The 20,062-nt window shown below is 68.9% G+C and carries 19 protein-coding genes, 1 tRNA gene and 1 pseudogene; 14 read left to right on the top strand and 7 right to left on the bottom strand.

Features of this window, described 5'->3' with window-relative positions; translation table 11 throughout:
• Positions 1-569 (top strand): annotated as a pseudogene (locus GVN21_RS15845) (TonB-dependent receptor); the annotation flags it as partial.
• A gap of 56 nt (positions 570-625) precedes the next feature.
• Positions 626-1,390 (top strand): VOC family protein, encoded by a 765-nt coding sequence (locus GVN21_RS15840; RefSeq protein WP_166575706.1) that lies wholly within the window; start codon positions 626-628, stop codon positions 1,388-1,390.
• On the opposite strand, the gene GVN21_RS15835 is transcribed toward GVN21_RS15840, so the two are convergent.
• On the bottom strand, positions 1,362-2,183 hold the full coding sequence (locus tag GVN21_RS15835) for a DUF2306 domain-containing protein (RefSeq protein WP_166575705.1): 822 nt from the start codon (positions 2,181-2,183) through the stop codon (positions 1,362-1,364). The two genes, GVN21_RS15840 and GVN21_RS15835, sit on opposite strands and share 29 nt — an antisense overlap.
• Before the next feature lie 141 nt (positions 2,184-2,324).
• Between GVN21_RS15835 and GVN21_RS15830 the strand changes: the two genes are divergently transcribed.
• Complete coding sequence (locus GVN21_RS15830) at positions 2,325-3,272, top strand: AraC family transcriptional regulator (protein ID WP_166575704.1); 948 nt, start codon at positions 2,325-2,327, stop codon at positions 3,270-3,272.
• A gap of 8 nt (positions 3,273-3,280) precedes the next feature.
• A complete protein-coding gene (locus tag GVN21_RS15825; protein WP_166575703.1) occupies positions 3,281-3,952 on the top strand; it encodes a TetR/AcrR family transcriptional regulator in 672 nt (223 codons plus the stop codon).
• On the opposite strand, the gene GVN21_RS15820 is transcribed toward GVN21_RS15825, so the two are convergent.
• Positions 3,931-5,370 carry an MmgE/PrpD family protein gene (locus GVN21_RS15820; protein WP_166575702.1) on the bottom strand — a complete coding sequence of 480 codons (1,440 nt, stop codon included), beginning with the start codon at positions 5,368-5,370 and terminating at the stop codon, positions 3,931-3,933. The genes GVN21_RS15825 and GVN21_RS15820 overlap by 22 nt on opposite strands.
• Positions 5,371-5,595: 225 nt before the next feature.
• On the opposite strand from GVN21_RS15820, the gene GVN21_RS15815 reads away from it, so the two are divergent.
• From GVN21_RS15815 to GVN21_RS15805, 3 genes are read left to right on the top strand one after another with little or no spacing between them, the layout of a single operon-like run.
• Entirely contained in the window at positions 5,596-6,213 is a 618-nt protein-coding gene (locus GVN21_RS15815) for a DUF1214 domain-containing protein (protein WP_166575701.1), read from the top strand.
• Positions 6,210-6,746 (top strand): DUF1254 domain-containing protein, encoded by a 537-nt coding sequence (locus GVN21_RS15810; RefSeq protein ID WP_166575700.1) that lies wholly within the window; start codon positions 6,210-6,212, stop codon positions 6,744-6,746. The genes GVN21_RS15815 and GVN21_RS15810 overlap by 4 nt, the downstream gene beginning before the upstream one ends.
• Before the next feature lie 8 nt (positions 6,747-6,754).
• Positions 6,755-7,687 carry a prolyl oligopeptidase family serine peptidase gene (locus GVN21_RS15805; protein ID WP_166575699.1) on the top strand — a complete coding sequence of 311 codons (933 nt, stop codon included), beginning with the start codon at positions 6,755-6,757 and terminating at the stop codon, positions 7,685-7,687.
• A 34-nt stretch (positions 7,688-7,721) separates the two neighbouring features.
• Here GVN21_RS15805 and GVN21_RS15800 read toward each other — a convergent pair.
• Positions 7,722-7,795: transfer RNA gene (locus tag GVN21_RS15800), tRNA-Cys, on the bottom strand.
• Between the two features lie 152 nt (positions 7,796-7,947).
• Between GVN21_RS15800 and GVN21_RS15795 the strand changes: the two genes are divergently transcribed.
• From GVN21_RS15795 to GVN21_RS15780, 4 genes are all read left to right on the top strand, one after another.
• Complete coding sequence (locus GVN21_RS15795) at positions 7,948-8,511, top strand: protein-L-isoaspartate O-methyltransferase (RefSeq protein ID WP_166575698.1); 564 nt, start codon at positions 7,948-7,950, stop codon at positions 8,509-8,511.
• A 162-nt stretch (positions 8,512-8,673) separates the two neighbouring features.
• Positions 8,674-10,155 (top strand): TolC family outer membrane protein, encoded by a 1,482-nt coding sequence (locus GVN21_RS15790; RefSeq protein WP_166575697.1) that lies wholly within the window; start codon positions 8,674-8,676, stop codon positions 10,153-10,155.
• A gap of 119 nt (positions 10,156-10,274) precedes the next feature.
• The gene (locus tag GVN21_RS15785) at positions 10,275-10,847 is read left to right on the top strand and encodes a DUF2497 domain-containing protein (RefSeq protein WP_166575696.1); all 573 of its coding nucleotides are present in this window, start codon (positions 10,275-10,277) and stop codon (positions 10,845-10,847) included.
• 135 nt (positions 10,848-10,982) lie between these two features.
• Positions 10,983-13,625, top strand: coding sequence for a valine--tRNA ligase (locus GVN21_RS15780; RefSeq protein WP_166575695.1), 2,643 nt, complete (start codon positions 10,983-10,985; stop codon positions 13,623-13,625).
• Here the strand turns inward: GVN21_RS15780 and GVN21_RS15775 are convergent.
• From GVN21_RS15775 to GVN21_RS15765, 3 genes are read right to left on the bottom strand one after another with little or no spacing between them, the layout of a single operon-like run.
• On the bottom strand, positions 13,622-14,110 hold the full coding sequence (locus tag GVN21_RS15775) for a DoxX family membrane protein (protein ID WP_166575694.1): 489 nt from the start codon (positions 14,108-14,110) through the stop codon (positions 13,622-13,624). The two genes, GVN21_RS15780 and GVN21_RS15775, sit on opposite strands and share 4 nt — an antisense overlap.
• Entirely contained in the window at positions 14,107-14,562 is a 456-nt protein-coding gene (locus GVN21_RS15770) for a YHS domain-containing (seleno)protein (RefSeq protein WP_166575693.1), read from the bottom strand. Before GVN21_RS15770 ends, GVN21_RS15775 begins: the two co-directional genes overlap by 4 nt.
• Before the next feature lie 12 nt (positions 14,563-14,574).
• Positions 14,575-15,132 (bottom strand): carboxymuconolactone decarboxylase family protein, encoded by a 558-nt coding sequence (locus tag GVN21_RS15765; protein ID WP_166575692.1) that lies wholly within the window; start codon positions 15,130-15,132, stop codon positions 14,575-14,577.
• A gap of 79 nt (positions 15,133-15,211) precedes the next feature.
• On the opposite strand from GVN21_RS15765, the gene GVN21_RS15760 reads away from it, so the two are divergent.
• From GVN21_RS15760 to GVN21_RS15750, 3 genes are all read left to right on the top strand, one after another.
• Positions 15,212-16,081 (top strand): LysR family transcriptional regulator, encoded by an 870-nt coding sequence (locus tag GVN21_RS15760; RefSeq protein WP_166575691.1) that lies wholly within the window; start codon positions 15,212-15,214, stop codon positions 16,079-16,081.
• Between the two features lie 103 nt (positions 16,082-16,184).
• Entirely contained in the window at positions 16,185-17,921 is a 1,737-nt protein-coding gene (locus tag GVN21_RS15755; protein ID WP_166575690.1) for a class I adenylate-forming enzyme family protein, read from the top strand.
• A 230-nt stretch (positions 17,922-18,151) separates the two neighbouring features.
• Entirely contained in the window at positions 18,152-18,526 is a 375-nt protein-coding gene (locus GVN21_RS15750) for a DUF1801 domain-containing protein (protein ID WP_166575689.1), read from the top strand.
• A gap of 14 nt (positions 18,527-18,540) precedes the next feature.
• Here GVN21_RS15750 and GVN21_RS15745 read toward each other — a convergent pair whose 3' ends face one another.
• The gene (locus tag GVN21_RS15745) at positions 18,541-20,025 is read right to left on the bottom strand and encodes an amidase (RefSeq protein WP_166575688.1); all 1,485 of its coding nucleotides are present in this window, start codon (positions 20,023-20,025) and stop codon (positions 18,541-18,543) included.
• Positions 20,026-20,062: the final 37 nt, after the last annotated feature.

The raw sequence follows: 20,062 nt of genomic DNA, 5'->3' as shown, positions 1-20,062 counted from the left end.
GCCCATGCCGCCGCCGCCCATACGCGGGCCCCCGCGCCGGCGGTGGCGGCGGCCCGCGTATGGGCGGCGGCGGCATGGGCTTCGGCCCCCGGCCCGGCCAGGGGCGTTTCAGCCTGTCGCTTTTCCACACCTGGCGGTTCACGGACGAGATCATCGTGCGGCCCGGCCTGCCGGTGATCGACAACCTCAGCGGCTCGACCGCCACCCAGTCGCAGCAGGAGGTCGAACTGGAATCGCGGGTGTTCAAGGACGGCATCGGCGGCAACGTCACCATCCGCTGGGAGGACGGCCGCAAGGTCGATGGCGTGGCCGGCAACCCGGACCTGACCTTCGGCGATCAGACCAAGGTCAACGTCGGCCTCTTCATCGACTTCGACCAGCGCAAGACCTGGCTGGCCAAGGCCCCGGTGCTGAAGGGCACGCGGATCGGCATCAATATCCAGAACCTGTTCGACACCCGCCAGGAAGTCCGCAGCAGCGCCGGCGCGCCGCCGCTGAACTACCAGTCAGACTTCCTCGACCCGCAGGGCCGAACGATCGGCTTCTTCCTGCGCAAGGTGCTGTTCTAGACGCTTGCCAGCCGCGAGCGCGCGGCGCTTCATCCCCAAAACCTCGGGAGGGAGCCATGCGTCTTCGACAGATCGCCCTGGTCGGCGCGGATCTCGCCGCCTGCTCGGCCGACATTGCCGCCGTGCTCGGCGTCGATCGGCCGTATGACGATCCAGGCGTCCACAAATACGGCCTGCGCAACGCGGTGTTCGCGGTCGGCCGCACCTTTCTGGAGGTGGTCTCGCCGCAGCAACCGGGCACGACCGCCGGGCGCCTGATCGACAAGCGCGGCGGGGATGGCGGCTACATGGTCATCCTGCAGACCCGCGATCTGGCCGGCGCCCGCGCCACGGCGACGGCCGCCGGCGCGCGGATCGTCGAGCAGATCGACCGCGACGGCTATGCCGCCACCCATTTCCACCCGCGCGATGTGGGCGGGGCGATCCTGTCCATCGACTGGATGGACCCGTGGGACCGCTGGGAATGGGGCGGGCCCGACTGGCGTTCCAGCGGCGGCGCGGACGCCCACCTTGCCATTGTCGGGGCCGAACTCCAGGCCGAGGACCCGGCCGCCATGGCCGCCCGCTGGAGCCAGGTCCTGGGCCTCCCGGCGCGAAACGAGAACGGCTGGCGCATTGCCCTGGAAGATGGAGAGCTTCGCTTCGTCCCGGTCTCCGACGGGCGAGGGGAGGGGCTGCGTGGCTTCGATGTCGCCACGGCCGATCCCGACACGATCCTGGCGCGGGCCAGGACGCGCGGGCTGGCCGTCGACGACGGCGCCATCGAGCTTTGCGGGACGCGCCTGGGGATCGTCAGAGCTCCGGCAACCACATCAGCGTGATGGTCCCGAAGACGCCGGCGGCGGTGAACAGGGTGGCGACCGCCAGCACGGCGGCGGCCAGCAGTTTCAGCGCCGGTCCCTGGCTTCTCTGGGCGGCGAAATAGAGCTCCAGCACCGCCAGCGGGATCAGGTAGCTGCCGAAGGTCAGCACCACGTCGGCCGGACCGGACATGGTCCTGGTCATGCCAACCGGTCCGCGATTGAGCAGGATCCAGCCCATGATGCCGACCCGCAGGAACCAGACCCCGCTGACCACCATGAAGGTGCGCATGGCCCACAGCCGATGGCTATCGAACCGCCGCTTGAGCGCCTCGCGCCAGGCCAGGGCGGCGAAGGCCAGGATCAGCCCGGCGTTGATCAGGATCGCCACGGCCGAGATCACCGACAGGTAGGTTCCACGCACCACCGCCAGCCAGATCCCACTGAGCGCCATGAAGCAGGCGATGACCAGGAAGGTGCGGCCGGTCCATCGGTGCAGCTTGGGGAACCGACGCCTCAGGGCCGGAACCAGCTGCATCAGCCCGCCCAGGGTCACCACCGAGGCCAGCAGCACGTGGACGGCGAAGACCGTATTGCCCGCCACGTCCCCGGCGACATGGCCGGTGATCAGCCCCTTGTCGTTCCAGCGCTCATACTGCCCCGACAGGGTGCGAGAGCCGTAGTAGGCCAGGATGAAATAGATGAAAGCCGCCTGGCCGATGGCCGCGACGGTGAACCAGGCGACGCCCGCCCAGCGAAGCGCCCGCTCGGATGCGACCTGCCCGAGGGCCGGGGCCGATTGACTGCTCGACATGAAACCTCCTGAAGCGGCGCGCAACGGCGCCCGCCCGGCCTGTGTCGTCGGAGGGGTGTTCGGTGGTCTCGCCGATTTGGAATTCGGCGAGAGATTCTGCAGTCTGTGGGCCCGGCGTTGTCCCGCCGCCACGGAGTCGTCATGCTCAGGCTTACCGCCACGGTCCCCGACCTGCGCCGTCCGGCCGACTGGCGGCCGCCCACGCGCCTTCAGACCTGCGCGGCGATCACGGCGGTCTCGTTCGTCTCCTACATCCTGGGACAGTCGGTTTCGGGCGAGCTGAAGACGCTCTTCGCCGTCGGCGGCGTGGCCAGTTGCGGCTGGGCCTGGATGCTGACGCGGGCCCTGTTCGACCCGGCTGAGCGCGAAGCCGGCTGGGCCCTGGTGGTGGCGGCCATCGTCTGGCTGACCGGCGGGGTCTCGATCCTGGCGGAGGGGCCGGTCGGATCGGTGGCCGGCAACGCCTATGCGCTCAGCGGCTCGGCCGCCCTGCTGCTTACCTTCGTCGAGCCACTGCATGGCTTCCGCGCCGCGCCGGCGCCGGAAAAGCGCTTCCGCATCGCCTTCCTCACCATCTTCGCCCTGTTGGTCGTCTTCTCCAGCCTGTTGATGGTCGAGGCGGGACAGGCGGCGGGCGTCAACCGGCTGTGTGCGGCCATCGGCCTGGCGGGCGCCGCCGGCGCGGTCTGGTTCCGGCTCCGCAGTCCGCTGCCGAGTCCACAAGCGCGACGTCGATCGGTCACTGACGAGCACCATCGCCTCGGCCGACGCATCGAAGCTCTGCTTCGGGACGAATCCTTCTGCGATTCACCGGACCTGAAGGTCGCCGACCTCGCCGACCGGCTGGGCGAGCCGGAATACCGGGTCAGCCAGGCCATCGCCGCCCTCGGCTTCGCCAACTTCAACCGCCTGATCAATCACCATCGAATCGCGCGGGCCAAGCGGATGCTGCGCGACCCGGCCCTGGCCGGTCGGTCGATCCTGCTGATCGCCTTCGACTGCGGCTTCGCCTCGCTCGGTCCGTTCAATCGGGCGTTCAAGGACGAGACGGGTATGACGCCGCGCGCCTGGCGGAACCGGGCCGACTGAGGTCCCGGGTGATAGAGGTCAGAGACAATAGCGCGGGGAAGAAAATCCGCCCCCAGGCGCGCGCGCGCCGCCGGGAAAAGATCCTGCGGGCCGCCGCCGATGTCCTGGTCGACATCGGCCTGCGGCAGGCGACCATGGACGATATCGCCCGCGAGCTGAAGACGGCGAAAATCCTCCTCTACCGGTACTTCGACACCAAGGAGGCGCTGATCGAGGCCGTCCTGCAGCGGGTCGTCGATCGCTTCGTCGCCCTCGAGCACCAGCCCTGGCCGGGGATGGAGCCGGCCATGGAGCGGACGCTGGCCACCGCGCGGGTCGACTCCAAGGCCTTCCTCCTGGTCTTCCGCTTGGCGGCCCACGACCCGGTGCTGGCGCGCTACGGCGACGAGATTCGAAACGTGCTCAACCAGGCCACCCGTGCTCGGCTGACGATGCTCGGTCACCCCTTGGCTTCCGACCCGCTGTTTTTCGACGCCCTGGTTGAGGGGGTGAACAGCTTTCTGATCGAGGCGACCGCCTTCTGGATCGAGCGCGGCGATCCGGCGCGCGACGGTGAGTGGCTTCGCTGGGTCAGCGATGTCGCCCGGGCCATGGCGCGGCGGCCTCGACAGCCGAACTTCGAGCCGTTGCCGCCGGTGTTCGGCGGTCCCGCGCCCGATCAGCCAGACAGCAGCGACTGAAGCTCGCCCGCCCAGGCCCGCATCGACCCGGCCTCCGGCAGTGTCCGGCAGTGCCGCATCACCCTGTCCTGATTTGCCGGCGCCAGGCGATCGGCGGTGAGGGCGCGGAACTTGGCCAGGCGTCGCGCCTCCTCCGGCGGGGCCTGCTCGTCCGGCCCTGGGTAGCGGGCCTCGGCGGTGAGCAGCCGTCCATCTTTGAGCCGGAACTCGACCCGCAGGCCTCGCCGTTCTGGCTCGACGGCGAACCGCCCCTTGCCGGCCAGGGCGATCGCCGCCGGATCGGGGGGACCATCGAAATCAGCCGGCATCGCCCGCCCCCGGACCAGAACCAGGGCCAGGACGTAGCTGAAGTTCATCATCGCCCCGATGCGGGTGGCCGGAGCCTCGAACCGGTCCACCTTGGCCGCCAGCACCCTGGCCCACCCCGCATCGCCGCGGACCAGGAAGCTCTCGATCTGGTCAGCCTTCAGCCCCGGTGTGTCCTCGGCCATGCCATCCAAGGTAGGGATGATCGAGTGCGAGGCGGCGAAGTACTTCGGTCGAATGAACAGTGGACCCTCCAGCCGGGCAAGATCGGCGGTCAGGGCCTCGGCGGTGGGGATCGGCGCGGACGGTCCGCCGATCAGCCGATAGAGGCCGGCCGGGCCCTCGAGGATCTGCGACGCACCGACCTCGCCCGCGCGGGCGAGCAGCGCCGATTCGACCGCCGCCCTGGCGGCCCTGGCGACGATCAGGCGCTTCTCCTCGGTCTGGTCATAGAAGTACTGGAAGGGTCCGCCCGATGCGACGCCGGCCAGCCCGATGGCGGAGGTGATCTTCGCCGCGTCCAGGCCCAGCATATCGGCCGCCATCGCCGCGGCCGCCGGCGGGCCCCAGACGCCTGATGCCATCCAGCCCCGGCCCTGGGTGGGACCGAGCGGCGCGGCCAGCCGGCCCTGCACCGTGTAGCCAAGCGCGCAGGCCTTCAGGAAGGCCGGCCCCGAAACGTCGAACGCCTCTGCTATGGCCATGGCGCTCGACATGATCACCGCCGAGGCCCGCAACTGCGACCGCAGGTCGCCATCATCCACTTCGTTGGCGTGGATCAGGAAGGCATTGGCCCCGGCCGCCGCCTCGACCGGCGCCGTCCGGCCTGTGCCGACGATGCGGGCGGCGGGCGCGCCGGTGCGGCTCGTCGCCAGGTCCAGGTAGGGCTGAACCTCCCGCGTCCGGCCGGCGAAGATCATGGCGCCCAGATTGTCGATGACCGTCCAGATGGTCCGCTCGATTACCTCGGGCGGCGGCGTTGTCCCCCTCAGCGCGACGATCGCCTGGGCCAGCTGCCCCGACAGGGATCTTTCGGCCGCCCTGGCGGCGGACCCCGCGCCTGCGGCCAGAACAGCCGCGCCCGCCGCCTGCAGCATCTCTCTCCGGGTCACCAGCCGCGTCCTCCCTGCCTGCCCAGTTCGAAAGTACGGGCCCTTGCCGGTCATCTTGACCCTCACAAAATGACACTTCAAGGTGTCACCAAGACGCGCGGCGAACGCGGCTAAGAAAGAAGATGGAGGGGAAGCCATGGATTTCGGAAGAGCGCTCGCCGACCCGGCGCCTATTATCTCTCCGGCTGTGCCGAAACGTCTGCCCCCGCAGAGCGGGGTGCGCTGATGGCGCGTTCTGCGACATCCCGGACGGGCTCGGTCCTACGCTGGGGACTGGCGATCATCGCCGGCCTCGTCGTGGGCGTCTATTCCGCTCAGAAGGTGATGACCTCTCCGGGGGCCAGTTTCGCGACCGCTCGTGGCGGTATCTGGCGGACCAGCCTGGACGTCGGGTCGACCACCGCCAACCCCTACGTCCGCGCCGTGGTCGCCCGGCGCGGGCTCCTGGGCCTCTCCTCCCAGGAGACGGTCTACTACAACGCCGTGGTCGACCGGGATGGCCAGCCCCTGCGCGAGGCCTGCGACTATGAGGTGACCGGCAAGGGACTGCCCGCACGATGGTGGTCGATCACCCTCTATGCCGAGGACGACTTCCTGGCCCGCAACGCCGACGACGCCCCTTCGATCGACGCCACCTCCATCGTCGCGGGACCGGACGGCGCCTGGAAGGCCCGTATCAGCCGTGAGCGCGCGGGCGCCGCTAACTGGGTGTCCAGCAAGGCGGCCGGCGGCATGGCCCTGAGCCTGCGGGTGTACAACCCCGCCCCGACGGTCATCGCCGATCCGCTGAGCGTCGACCTTCCGGTCATTCGTCTGCTGGGTTGCAGGGAGACGTCGCAATGAGCCGCGCCAAAGCCTGGATCGGGCCGGTTATCGCCGCCCTCGTCATCGGGGCGGTCACCCATGTGGCGGTGGTCGTGGCCGCTCCCTCACGGATCATGGAAAAGGCCATGGGCCGGCTCAGCGGCGACGGCGCGCGGACCAATCGCTGGACCCACGCCCCGCGCACCTCGCCCGCCTCCCGACAGATCGTGCGGCCGTCGCCGGACCTGGCCTATTCGTCCTGCGTCTATGACCTGTCCAAAGGGCCGGTGCTGATCACCGCCCCGGCTTGGGACGACTACGCCTCGCTGTCGATCTTCGCGGCCAACACCGACAACTTCTATGTCGTCAACGATCGGCAGATGCCGCCCGGCGGCGCCAGGGTGGTCCTGGTGCAAGAGGGCCAGCCACCGCCGAAGGTCGACGCCAAGGTCGTGGTGTCGCCCAGCACCCGGGGCGTGGCCCTGCTGCGCTATCTGGCCCCATCGCGCGAGCGGTTCGCGGCGGCGGCGGCGGCCCGCAAGTCGGCGCAATGCGCGTCCCTTGCCAAATGAGGCCCCGCATGACCGTCCGCCTCCTAGTTCTGGCCGCCGCATTGGCGGCCCTGACCACGCCGGCGGCGGCCGAGGACCTCAGGCGGACCGTCGTCCGCGACGGGGTGCCCCGAGCTTATTCGGTCGTTGATCCCGACCCCAAATCCGGCCCCGGACCGGTGGTCTTCATCCTGCACGGGGGTGGGGGAGACGCTGCTCGCATGCGCCGGCTTGGCTTCGAGGCCGCCGGGACGGACGCCGGACTGGTGACCGTATATCCCGAGGGCCGTGGCGGGGGCTGGCGCGACGGTCGCCAGGATGGCGTCGTGGCCGAGCGCTCCGGCGAGGTGGACGACGTCGGCTTCTTGGTCGCGGTAATGGATGAACTGATCGCGGAGGGGAGGGCCGATCCCCGGCGGATCTATGTCGTCGGCGCGTCCAACGGCGGCATGATGGCGCTCCGCCTGGCTTGTGAACGACCGGATCGGCTTGCCGCTGTGGTGGCGGTCATCGCGCTGCTGCCGGCCGAGCTCGAAAAGTCCTGCCGGATGCCTGAGCCTCTGCCGATCATGTTGATGGTCGGCACGGACGACAAGTTTGTGCCTCTGGCAGGCGGTCCCGTCGCGGGTTTCCTGAACCAGGATCGTGGGACGGTCATCTCGCTGGACCGCACCCTGGCGGTGCTGCTGCCACGGCTGGGCTGCAGCGGCGAGCCGAGCCGCGCGGCCCTGACCGACAAGTCGCCGGGGGACGGGGTCACCACCGAGCGGCTGGACTGGGCGGATTGCCGGGGCCGGGGCCGCCTTGCCCTGATGAAAATGCAGGGCGCGGGCCACGGCTGGCCCGGCAAGGCGGTTCCCGCCAGGGGAATCAGGTTGGACGAATTCCGGGGCGCAACCACGCTGGACTTCGACGGCGCTGCGGTCGCCTGGGAATTCCTGGCCCCGGCCCGAAGGCCCTAGCAGCCTTTGGCTGTGCTATTTGAATTGGAAGAGTTGGAGGCCCGGCCCGGAATCGAACCGGGGTGCAAGGATTTGCAGTCCTCTGCGTAACCACTCCGCCACCGGGCCGTCCGTTCCTCCGACACTGGCGGTGCGTCGGGGAGGCGGTTCGCTACTACAGCGCGCCGCGTGGGGCAACAGCTACCATCACCGCATTGCCTTACCCTTAAGGGCGGACCTATAAGCGCCCGAACATTCAGGCCGTTTCGCCAGGGGATCCCATGGCCACCGATTTCGCCGCCGCCCGCGAGAACATGATCCAGAGCCAGGTGCGGACGGCCGACGTGACCAACCTCGACATCCAGGACGCCCTGCGCGCCGTGGCCCGCGAGTCGCTGGTCCCCGCGGCCAAGGCGCACGCCGCCTATGCCGACACCGAGGTCGAGTATGCGCCGGGCCTGTGGCTGATGCGGCCGCGCGACATCGCCAAGCTGCTGCAGGCGCTCGAGCCCAAGGCCGGCGAGACCGCCCTGGCCATCGCTGCCCCCTATGCCGCCGCCGTGCTGGAGGCCATGGGCCTGAAGGTCACAGCGATCGAAGGGGAGGGCGCCGTTTCGGGCCAGTACGACCTGGTCGTCAGCGAAGGCGCGGTTTCCACCGTCCCCGCCGCCTGGACCGACGCCCTGAAGCTTCACGGCCGGTTGGGCGTGGTCGAGCGGGCAGGACCTGTCGGCCGGGCCAGCGTGCACGTCCGTTCCGAGGACGGCGTGGGTGGTCGGTCGGTGTTTGATTCGGCCGCGCCGATGCTTCCGGGCTTCGGACCCAAGCCTGCCTTTGCATTTTAGCAGTCTGCGACGGATCGCGACTTTGGCGTGAACCCGTCGTCCCTGTAATCCTGCGGCAACGTTCGTGCGTGAAAAAAGCTTAACTGGCCGCGTCTGGTGGTCGGACTTACAGGCGATCATATATGAGGCGTGCGAGCGTCGCCGCCTCTGGGGATAGTTTAGATGTTCAAGAGCCGCCGGGCCGGCCTGTTGGCCGCCATCTGCACCGCCGGACTGATTGTCGGCACGGCCGGGCCGGCCTTCGCCGAGTCGCTGGCCGACGCGATCGCCCTGGCCTACCAGACCAACCCGACTCTGCGGGAGCAGCGGGCCAACCTGCGCGCCCTCGACGAATCGGTGGTCCAGGCCCGCGCCGGCTACCGCCCGGAGGTCAGCGCCTCGGTCGGCTACAACATCGCCTACGACCGGTTCGGCACCCCGCAGGGCAACGCCCTGACCGGCTTCAGGGATGACAGCCGCGGCTCCTCGACCAGCGCCGGCATCGTGCTGGACCAGCCGCTCTACACCGGCGGGCGGGTGAGGTCGCAGATCAGCGCCGCCCGCGCTGACGTCGAGACCGGCCGCCAGAACCTGCGCACCGTCGAGGCCAACGTCCTCAGCCAGGTGATCCAGTTCTATGTCGATGTCCGCCGCGACATCGAGGCCCTGCGCATCGCCGACGAGAACGTCGCCGTGCTCCAGCGCCAGCTGGACGAGGCCAAGGCCCGCTTCGAGGTCGGCGAAATCACCCGCACCGACGTGGCCCAGGCCGAGGCCCGCCTGGCCGCCGCCAAGTCGCAGCAGTCGGCCGCCCGCGCCCAGCTGGCCATCAGCCGCGCCAACTACGCCTCGGTCGTCGGCCAGAACCCCGGTGACCTGGAAGCCGAGCCGTCGCTGGCCGAACTGCTGCCCTCGACCATCGAGGAAGCCTTCGAGATGGCCGAGCAGAACAACCCCGGCCTGCTGGCCGCCAACTACGCCGAACAGGCCAGCCGCGCTCGCGTGGCCCAGGCCAAGGCCGCCACCCGCCCGACGATCGGCCTGCGCGGCCAGCTCGACGTCTCCGGTTCCTCGCCGACCAACGACCCGTTCGACGATTTCGACCGCGGCGTTTCCGGTGGTGTCACCCTGTCGGTGCCGCTGTTCACCGGCGGCCAGATCTCCTCGGCCATCCGCCAGGCCCAGGAGCAGAACAACGCCGACGCGGCCGCCATCGAGGGCGCCCGCCGGGCCGCCCAGCAGGACGTCGCCCAGGCCTGGAACCAGCTGCAGAACGCCCGCGCCGCCCTGGTCTCCAACGAGGAACAGGTCCGCGCCGCCCGCATCGCCTTCGAAGGCGTGCGCCAGGAGGCCCAGGTCGGCCTGCGCACGACCCTGGACGTGCTGAACGCCCAGCAGGAGTTGCGCGCCGCCGAGCTGGCCCTGATCAACGCCCGCCGAGACGAATATCTGGCCAGCGCCTTCGTCCTGGCCGCCATCGGCAAGCTGGAAGCCCGCTGGCTGACCCCGGACCAGACGCTGTACGACCCCGCGACCTCTTCGCGGAAGGTCAGCCGCAGCTTCGGCTGGGTGCCGTGGGAGCCTGTCGTGGGGGCGGTGGACAACGTGCTGGCGCCCCGCGTCGGCCCCGCGCCGGACGAAGCGGTCAAGACCGCGAACAAGTGATATTGCGGCGCGGCAACGTCAGGGTAAGACTTTAGCCGCTCTATTTGCAGGAACCGGCCGGTAAGCTTAGGTTTGTCGGGTCTCCGGATTCGCTCCGCCCTCAGACTCAGGCCCCGCACATGTCCGAACAGACCGCCCAGGAACCGACGATGGAGGAAATCCTGGCCTCCATCCGCCGGATCATCTCCGAGGATGACGCGCCGCCGGCCCAGGCCGCCGCGCCCGAGCCGGCGTTCTCGCCCGCGCCGGTCGAGCCGGAGGACGAGGACGTCCTCGAGCTGACGGACGCCATCGAGGCGGCTGCGCCGCTGGAAACCCACGGCGACATCGACGTCTACGAACCGCCGGCTCCTGAGCCTGCCTGGGCTCCCGAGCCTGAACCGACGCCTGCCTTTGCCGCCGCGCCGGAGCCGGAGCCCGCGCCCTACGTTCCCCCGCCGCAGCCGACCTACTCGGCTCCGGCCGCCCAGGACGACGATCTGATCGGCGCCGCCGCCGCCAGCGCCACGGCCTCCGCCTTCGGTCGCCTGGAGGCCGCCCTGGCCATGCCGGCCCCGGGGCGCAGCCTGGACGACGTCGTCCGTGAACTGCTCAAACCCCTGCTCAAGCAGTGGCTGGACGAGAACCTGCCCCGCATCGCCGAAGCCAAGGTCGCCGAGGCGGTCGAGAAGCTGCAGCGCGGCCGAGTATAAGACTTAGCCTTCTCCCGCCCGCCGGGAGGAGGTGGCCGCGTGAGCGGCCGGATGGGGGCAGCACCGGTTCGTCGGGCTGCCCTCAATCGCGTCTGGCGCTTGCCAGTGAGCATCACACCGACCAAAGACACCGCCATGCTTGAGAAGACCTTCGATCCCAAGACCGTCGAGCCGCGTCTCTACGCGGCCTGGGAAGCCTCGGGCGCCTTTGCGCCGACCGATAACCCGGACGCCGAGCCGTTCAGCATTGTCATCCCGCCGCCGAACGTCACCGGCAGCCTGCACATCGGCCATGCCCTGAACAATGCCCTGCAGGACGTGCTGATCCGATTCGAGCGGATGCGCGGCAAGGCCGCCCTTTGGCTCCCCGGCACCGATCACGCCGGCATCGCCACCCAGATGGTCGTCGAGCGTCAACTGGCGGCAAGTGGCAACATGGGCCGGCGCGACATGGGCCGCGATGCCTTCGTCGACAAGGTCTGGGAATGGAAGGCCGAGAGCGGCGGGACCATCGTCAACCAGCTGCGCCGCCTGGGCGCCAGCTGCGACTGGTCGCGCGAGCGGTTCACCCTGGATCCAGGCCTGTCGGCGGCGGTCCGCAAGGTCTTCGTCCAGCTCTACAAGGAAGGGCTGATCTATCGCGACAAGCGCCTGGTCAACTGGGATCCCCATTTCCAGACCGCCATCTCCGACCTCGAGGTCGAGCAGAAGGAGGTCGACGGCGCCTACTGGCACTTCGCCTATCCGTTGGAAGACGGATCCGGCGAGATCGTGGTCGCCACCACCCGGCCGGAGACCATGCTGGGCGACACGGCCGTTGCGGTTCACCCGGACGACGAGCGCTACAAGGCCCTGATCGGCAAGCGGGTCCGCCTGCCCATCGTCGGCCGGCTGATCCCGATTGTCGCCGACGAATACGCCGACCCGGAGAAGGGATCGGGCGCGGTGAAGATCACGCCCGCCCACGATTTCAATGACTTCCAGGTCGGCAAGCGCCATGGGCTGGAGGCGATCAACATTCTCGACGCCTACGGCAAGATCAACGAGAACGCTCCGACCGACTACCAGGGCCTGGACCGCTTCGTCGCCCGCAAGAAGATCATCGAACAGTTCGAGGCGCTCGAACTGCTGCGCGGCATCGAAAAGACCCGCCACCAGGTCCCCCACGGCGACCGTTCCGGCGTGGTCATCGAGCCCTGGCTGACCGACCAGTGGTACGTCGACGCCGAGACCCTGGCCAAGCCGGCCATCGAAGCGGTCGAGACCGGCAAGACCGTCTTCTCGCCCAAGAACTGGGAAAAGACCTACTTCGAGTGGATGCGGAACATCCAGCCCTGGTGCATCTCGCGCCAGCTCTGGTGGGGCCACCGCATTCCGGCCTGGTACGACGCCGAGGGCAACGTCTACGTCGAGGAAACCGAGGAAGCCGCCCAGGCCGCCGCTGGCAACAAGATCCTGACCCAGGACGAGGACGTCCTCGACACTTGGTTCTCGTCGGGCTTGTGGCCCTTCTCGACCATGGGCTGGCCGGAGAAGACCGCCGACCTGGAGCGCTTCTACCCGACCCACACCCTGGTCACCGGCTTCGACATCATCTTCTTCTGGGTCGCCCGGATGATGATGCTGGGGCTGCATTTCACCGGCGAGGTTCCGTTCGAGCGGGTGGTCATCAACGCCCTGGTCCGCGACGAGAAGGGCCAGAAGATGAGCAAATCCAAGGGGAACGTTATCGATCCCCTGGACCTGATCGACGAGTACGGCTGCGACGCCATGCGCTTCACCCTGACCGCCATGTCAGGCCAGGCGCGGGACATCAAGCTCAGCAGGCAGCGGATCGAGGGCTATCGCAACTTCGGCACGAAGCTGTGGAACGCCACCCGCTTCGCCCAGATGAACGGCTGCGTCCGCGTGGCCGGGTTCGATCCGGCCAATGTGGAGCAGACGCTCAGCAAGTGGATCCGGGGGGAAGCGGCCAAGACCGCCAAGGAGGTCACCGCCGCGCTGGAGACCGCCGCCTTCGACGAGGCGGCGGGCGCCCTCTACCGCTTCATCTGGAACGTCTTCTGCGACTGGTACCTTGAGTTGGCCAAGCCGATCCTCAACGGGTCGGACGCCGCGGCCAAGGCCGAGGTCCAGGCGATGACCGCCTGGGTGCTCGACCAGTGCCTGCTGATGCTGCACCCGGTCATGCCCTTCATTACCGAGGAGCTGTGGGACAAGACGACGGAGGAAGGCCCGGCCCGCGACGGGTTCCTGATGGTCCAGGACTGGCCCGACTATCCGGATAGCTTCGTCGATCTCGCCGCCGAGGCGGAGATCGGCTGGGTCGTTGGCCTGGTGACCGAGATCCGCTCGCTGCGGGCGGAGATGAACGTCCCGCCTGGCGCCCGCGTGCCGCTGACCCTGGCCGGCGCCGGTCCGGAGGCCTCCGACCGCCTGGCCCGTCACCGCGACCTGATTCTGTCCCTGGCCCGCCTGGGCTCGGCCGAGCTGGGCGATGCCCCGACCGGCTCGGTTCCGTTCGTGATCGGCGAGGCGACCGGCGCGCTGGCCGTAGCGGAGTTCATCGACCTGGCCGCCGAAAAGGCTCGCCTGACCAAGGAGATCGCCGGCCACGACGCCGACATCGAGCGGGTCAACCGCAAGCTCGGCAATCCCGACTTCCTGGCCAAGGCCAAGGAGGAGGTGATCGAGGAGAACCGCGGCAAGCTGGCCGACGCCGAGGCCGCCAAGGCCAAGCTGGCGGCGGCCCTGGCGCGGCTGGCCGGCGTTTCCTAGCTCGGCCAAAACACCCCGGTGACGCGGCGGGTCAGCTCGATCAGGGCGGCCCGCCGGAAACCGGCCAGCAGCATCAAGGCGAAGCCCAGGTTCACGCAGGCGGCAATGAACAGGCCCGCTCCATCGCCATTCGGATCGATGCCGAGCGGCGTGGACAGGTGGAAGCTGACCGCCCCGGTCATCACCAGCAGACCCGCCAGGGCGCCGCCGGCCTGGAGAGGCTTGAAGCGGGGATGCAGGCCGACGATCAGCAGGGCCGAGGCCAGCAACTCGATGCTGCCGATCACATACTGACTGAACAGCCCGGTGTGATCGAACAGCCCGGGCAGGCCCAGCGACCCAGCCCAGCCGTCCAGGCGTCCGAAAATCTCCTGCGTCTTGGGATGGTCGGTGAACTTGTACCGTAGGCTGTCGAGGAAGATGACCGCCATGAACACCGCCATGGCGTCGGGGACGTATTTCCAGATCTTTTGGGGCAGGCTCATTTGCTCAGCACCTTGGGCCAGTTGCCGTTGCCCTTGGTGATGAAGCCGGGGATGTCCTTGACCCACTTGGCCTGAATGCCGGCGTCATAGTTCAGGTAGAGCTTACCGCCGACGATCTTCCATTGCAGCGGATCGCCCTTGGCCGTGTAGCCATTGGCCACCGCCCAGGCGCAGTAGCCGCCGTATTGCGGGGCATAGGCCGTAGGGTTGGCGGTGAACTTCCCCAGGTTGGCGGCCGAGGAAAACTTCCAGGTGGCGCCGCGCCATTCGGTCTTGAAGGCGTCGGTCCCGCGCACCGGCTTGCCGACGGTGAAGTAGGCCACCGCATCATAGCCGCCGACCGCCACATTGTTCAGGGCGGGCGTGTAGATCGGCGGCTTGGCGGCGAGGGCAGGGGTGGCGACCATCATCGGGGCTCCGAGCACAGCGAGGGCGAGGATCAGGCGTTTCATGGGGGTCTCCTTTCAGGCGACGCGACGCTCGACGGCGTCGCCTTCGAGCGGCGGATCGAGGGGGGTCTCCGCAAGGTGGTTGACGTAGTTGCTCATCGTCTTCAGCCCGATCGCCAGCACCACATCGAGCGCCTGGGCGCGGGTGAAGCCGGCGGCGAAGAAGGCGGCCATCTCGGCGTCGGACAGGAAACCGCGCTCGCGGATCATCCGCACGGTGAAGCCGCGCAGGGCCTCCAGCCGTGCGTCGATCAGAGGGCGGCGGTCGCGGATGGCGCGGATGTCGGCCTCCGGCAGGGCGGACTTGCGGGCGGCGCGGGTGTGGGCCGGGGTGCAGTAGTGGCTGTCGTGCTCGACCGAGGCGGCCAACAGGACCAGCTGCTGCTCGGCCGGGGTGAAACTCGATTTGGCGAAGATGGCGGAGAGGGCGGCGTAACCCTCCAGCAGTTGGGGGCTTTCCGCCATCTGGGCGGCGATCGCCGGGACGTAGCCGAGGTTGGTCTCCGCCTGCTCCAAGAAGGGCTTGGAAGCGAAGGGCGCCGTCGCGCGGGTGTGGATCGGGAAATCAGCCATGCCGGAAGACTAGCTTGCCGAGGCCGCAGCTATAATCCGGCCATTGGGCATATCATTCATGCCATGATAGCAATAATCCATGGATCGCCTCGCCGCCCTGCGCCTGTTCCTCCGCGTCGCCGAGACCGGCAGCTTCAGCCGCGCGGCGGCGGAACTGGGTATCGCCCAGTCGGCGGCCAGCCGGGCGGTGTCTGGGCTGGAGGCTGAACTGGGGGGCCGGCTGCTCAACCGCACCACCCGCAGCCTGGCGCTCACCGACGCCGGGCGGAAGGTCTGTGACCATGCCCGCGCCGTGGCCGCCGAGTTCGAGGCGATGGAACAGGCCGTGCGCGGCGCGGAGCGGGAGCCGGCCGGTCTGCTGCGGGTCACGGCCTCCGTGGCCCTGACCCGCGCCGAACTGGCGCCGCTGGCCGCTGACTTTCTGCGGGCTCATCCCCGGATGCGGCTCGATCTGGCGGCCCGCGACGACCGGGTCGACCTGGTCGCCGAAGGCATCGACCTGGCCCTGCGGCTCGGCGAGCTGGAGGACTCCCGCCTGACGGCGGTGTTCCTGGGATCCTATCCCCGGATGGTGGTCGCCGCGCCGGGCTTCCAGGCGACCGCGCCGAGCGATCTTGCCGGCCTCCCGGCCATCAGCCTGACCTCGTCCGCCTTTCCCACCCGCTGGCCGCTCACCGATGGCCGGGCCAAGGTCGAGGTAGAGATCAATCCCGCCGTGCGCACGGCCAATGGCGACGTCCTGGCCGACCTGGCGCGGAGCGGCCTGGGCGCCATCCTCGCGCCGGGCTTCCTGGTGGCGGCGGATCTGGAGGCCGGGCGGCTGGTGAGGGTCTTGCCGGACTGGAGCGGGCCGCCGCTCAGCCTCTGGGCCGTCTGGCACGGGCGCACCCTGCCGCGAAAGGCGAGGGCCTTCCTCGACTTTCTAGGTGGGCGACTGGCGGTGTCCTGAGCATTTAAACGGGCGTTTGCATCGGGCGGGTCGCTGTGCTTTTACCCAAGGGAAGACCGCGACGCAGAAGCGCGGGAGTCGCATGCACCCTCGGAGGAAGACCATGACCGCCCCGACCTGGCCCGCCATGTCCATCGCTGAAGCCCACGCAATGCTGACCGCGCCGGGCGCCCCCTGCGAGATGGAGGAGGTGGTCATCCGGGGTGTTCCCACCCGCACCTGGAAGAACGTGCCGCCGACCCTGCGCGACACCCTGGTCGCCGCTCGCGCCCACGGGGAGAAGATCTTCCTGGTCCATGAGGACGAGCGGGTCAGCTTCGAGGCCTTCCACCGCGCCGTGGCGACCTTCGCCCAGGCGCTCAAGGCCCAGGGCGTCGGCAAGGGCGACCGGGTGGCCATCGTCATGCGCAACCTGCCCGAATGGCCGGTGGCCTTCTATGCCGGCCTCAGCCTGGGGGCGATCCTCACCCCGCTGAACGCCTGGTGGACCGGCGCCGAGCTCGAGTACGGCCTGACCGACTCGGGCACCAAGGTGGCGATCATGGACGTCGAGCGGTTCGACCGCCTGGCTGAACACCTGCCCAACTGTCCGGACCTGAAGCATGTCTTCGTCAGCCGCATGGTCGACGAGGTCACCCACCCCTACGTCTCCAAGATCGAGGACGTACTGGGCGAGCCGAACAGCTGGAAGGACCTGCCTGACCTGGCCCTGCCGGACACACCGCTGGAGCCGGAGGACGACGCCACCATCTTCTATACCTCGGGCACCACGGGGAAGCCGAAGGGCGCCCTGGCGACCCACCGCAACATCAACTCCAACATCATGTCCTCCGCCAGCAGCGCCGCCCGCAGTTTCCTGCGCCGGGGCGAGCAGCCCCCCGCGCCTGATCCGGACGCGCCGCAGAAGGCCATGATGATCTCCGTCCCCTTCTTCCACGCCACGGGCTGCTTCGCCGTGCTGAACCCGGTGATGTTCGGCGGCGGCAAGATCGTGATGATGCGCAAGTGGGACGCCGAACTGGCCATGCAGCTGATCGAGCGGGAGAAGGTCACCGCCGCCGGCGGCGTGCCGACCATCGCCTGGCAGCTCATCGAGCATCCGGCGCGCGAGAAGTACGACCTCTCCAGCCTGGAAAGCGTCTCCTACGGCGGCGCCCCCAGCGCCCCGGAACTAGTCCGAAAGATCAAGGAAACCTGGCCCAAGTCCGCCCCCGGCAACGGCTGGGGCATGACCGAGACCAGCGCCACCGCCACCCAGCACGGCGCCGAAGATTACGAGCACCGCCCGACCAGCTGCGGTCCGCCCGTGGCCGTCACCGACCTGAAGATCATGAGCGTCGAGGGCGACCGCGAGCTGCCGATCGGCGAGGTCGGCGAGCTGTGGTGCAAGGGCCCGCAGGTCGTGAAGGGCTATTGGAACAAGCCGGAGGCCACGGCCCAGACCTTCGTCGACGGCTGGGTTAAGACCGGCGATCTGGCGCGGCTCGACGAAGAGGGCTTCTGCTACATCATCGACCGGGCCAAGGACATGCTGATCCGGGGCGGTGAGAACATCTACTGCATCGAGGTCGAGAACGTCCTCTACGACCACCCGGCGGTGATGGATGCCGCGCTTGTCGGCATCCCGCACAAGACCCTGGGCGAAGAGCCAGGGGCGGTGGTGACGTTGAAGCCCGGCGCCCACGCCACCGAACAGGAACTCCGCGCCTTCGTCGCCGACCGCCTGGCCGCCTTCAAAGTGCCGGTCAAGGTGGCCTTCTGGCACGAGACCCTGCCGCGCAACGCCAACGGCAAGATCATGAAGCCGGAGGTGAAGAAGATCCTCGAGGCGATGGGGTAGGGGCGGCTGGCTCTGTCGTCCGTTCCAGCCCCGACCGTCATCCTAGGCCTTGTGCCTAGGATCCATCTGTCCGCCGCACTTACGGCTGGGGTGGAGGCGCGGCGGCGCCTCCACGGCAGGAGCTAGCGGCGGCTGAACCCTGGATCCTAGGCACAAGGCCTAGGATGACGGGGAGGGGGGTAGACGAACTGTGGGCGAGCCCCATAACCTTTTTCCAGAGGAGCCCCCGCATGGTCCAGTCTGCCGCCGCCACCGTCGATGACTTCATGAAGGAGGTCGGTCCCGATCGGCTGCCCTACATCGAGAAGATGCGCGCACTGTTTCTGGCCAACCTGAGCGGCTGGGAAGAGCGGATGGAATACGGCATGCCGGCCTACGGCCCGCCCGGCGACCCCGTGGTCGGGGTCGCCTTCAATAACCAGAAACAGCACATCGCCTTCTATGCGGGCGAGACAGCGATCCAAACCTTCAAGGACCAGCTGGCCGTACCCAGTGTCGACTGCGGCAAGGGATGCATCCGCTACAAGAATCCCAAGAAGATCGACTTCGAGGTGGTCGAGGCGATCCTCAAGGACATCCGGGCGCGGAACGGCGGCGCCTGCTGAGCACGCGCTGACCTTTAAGCGCTGACCGGCGGCTTGCGGCCGGCCCAGGGCTCAGCCGCCTCCAGCTGATAGGCCAGCTCGAACAGCAGCTTTTCCTGCCCGGCGCGGGCGCAGATCTGGCTGCCCACCGGCAGACCGGCTTTAGTCCAATGAAGGGGCACGCTCATCGACGGCGCGCCGGCGACGTTCTGTAGCGGGGTGTAGCCGACGTAGTCGGTCAGGCGGGCGGACAGTTCCTCAAAGGGCACGTCGCCATCCACGAAGCCGAGCTCGACCGGCGGATTGGTCAGCACTGGCGACAGCACCACGTCGTACGTGTCGAACCAGCTGTCGTACTGGCGCACATTCGTCTCAAGGCGGCCGATCACCGCCTCGAGCGCGCCGGGCGGAAGGCCGGCGATCAGCCGGGCCATGCGGAGGGAGAAGGGCTCCAGCATCGTTTCGTCCGGGGTCTTGCCGGTGGCCTTGGCGATCCCCTCGACCAACTGGGCGGCGCCGGCAGACCAGAGGACCAGGAAGTCCTGGCCGAACCGGGCGCTGTCGACCGGCCAGGTCGTCGGCTCAACCGTGTGGCCGAGGCTCTCCAGCAGCTTGGCTGTGTGATCGATGGCGGCCGCGACGTCGGGGCCGGGGTCCTTGCCGTTGCCGCTCTTGAGCAGCAGTCCGACCTTCAGCTTGCGGTTCAGCGGCGCGGTGACCATTCCGACGGCAGGGTAGGGGCCATCGGCGCGCTCGGTGGCGGCGAACAGGGCGGCGGAATCCCGCACCGAGCGGCTGACCGCATGGTTGACGCTGATGTCTACCGCCGACTTGCCGGGATTGGGGTCGATCATCCGCCCGCGGGAGGGCTTCAGCCCAAAGAGGCCGCAGCAGCTGGCCGGGATCCGGATTGAGCCGCCCCCGTCGCTGGCGTGGGCAATGGGGATGACCCCGGCCGCCACGGCCGCCGCGGCGCCGCCGGAGGAACCGCCGCTCGAGCGGTTGGTGTCCCAGGGGTTGCGGGTCGGGGCGAAGGCCAGCGGCTCGGTGGTCGGCAGGAAGCCGTATTCCGGCGTTGCCGACTTGCCGAAGAAGATAAGGCCGGCGCGCTCGAAGCTGTCGACATAGACATCCTGCTTGGCGGCCGGAGGCATGGCGGCGGTCCAGCGGGCGCCATGGCGGGTGGCCATGCCCTTGGCGTCGTCGAGATCCTTGACCAGGAAGGGCACCCCGGCGAACGGCCCGGTCTGCCCGCCGGCTTTTGCCTTCTCCAGAGCGCGGTCGAAATCGGTAGCGACCAGAAAGTTCAGCTTGGGCTGCAGCGCCTCGGCCTTGCGGAGCGTCGCTTCCATCAGCTCAGCGGCGGAAATCTGCTTGTCCCGCACCTGGGCGGCCAGGGCGGTCGCATCCGGCGTCCACGGTCCCGTGGCGGCCTTGGTCTCGGCGGCGGGTTTGCAGGCGGCCAGCGCGGCCGCGCCGGCGGAAGCGGCCAGCAGGCCGCGGCGGGTGAGTTCAGGCATGATGGTCCCCCCTGGTGTTCCCGACGGGCGCGTCTGT

Origin of the sequence: Caulobacter sp. SLTY (assembly GCF_009905535.1) — a bacterium.
Taxonomy (GTDB): domain Bacteria; phylum Pseudomonadota; class Alphaproteobacteria; order Caulobacterales; family Caulobacteraceae; genus Caulobacter.
This window is presented reverse-complemented; position numbering and strand designations above follow the sequence as displayed.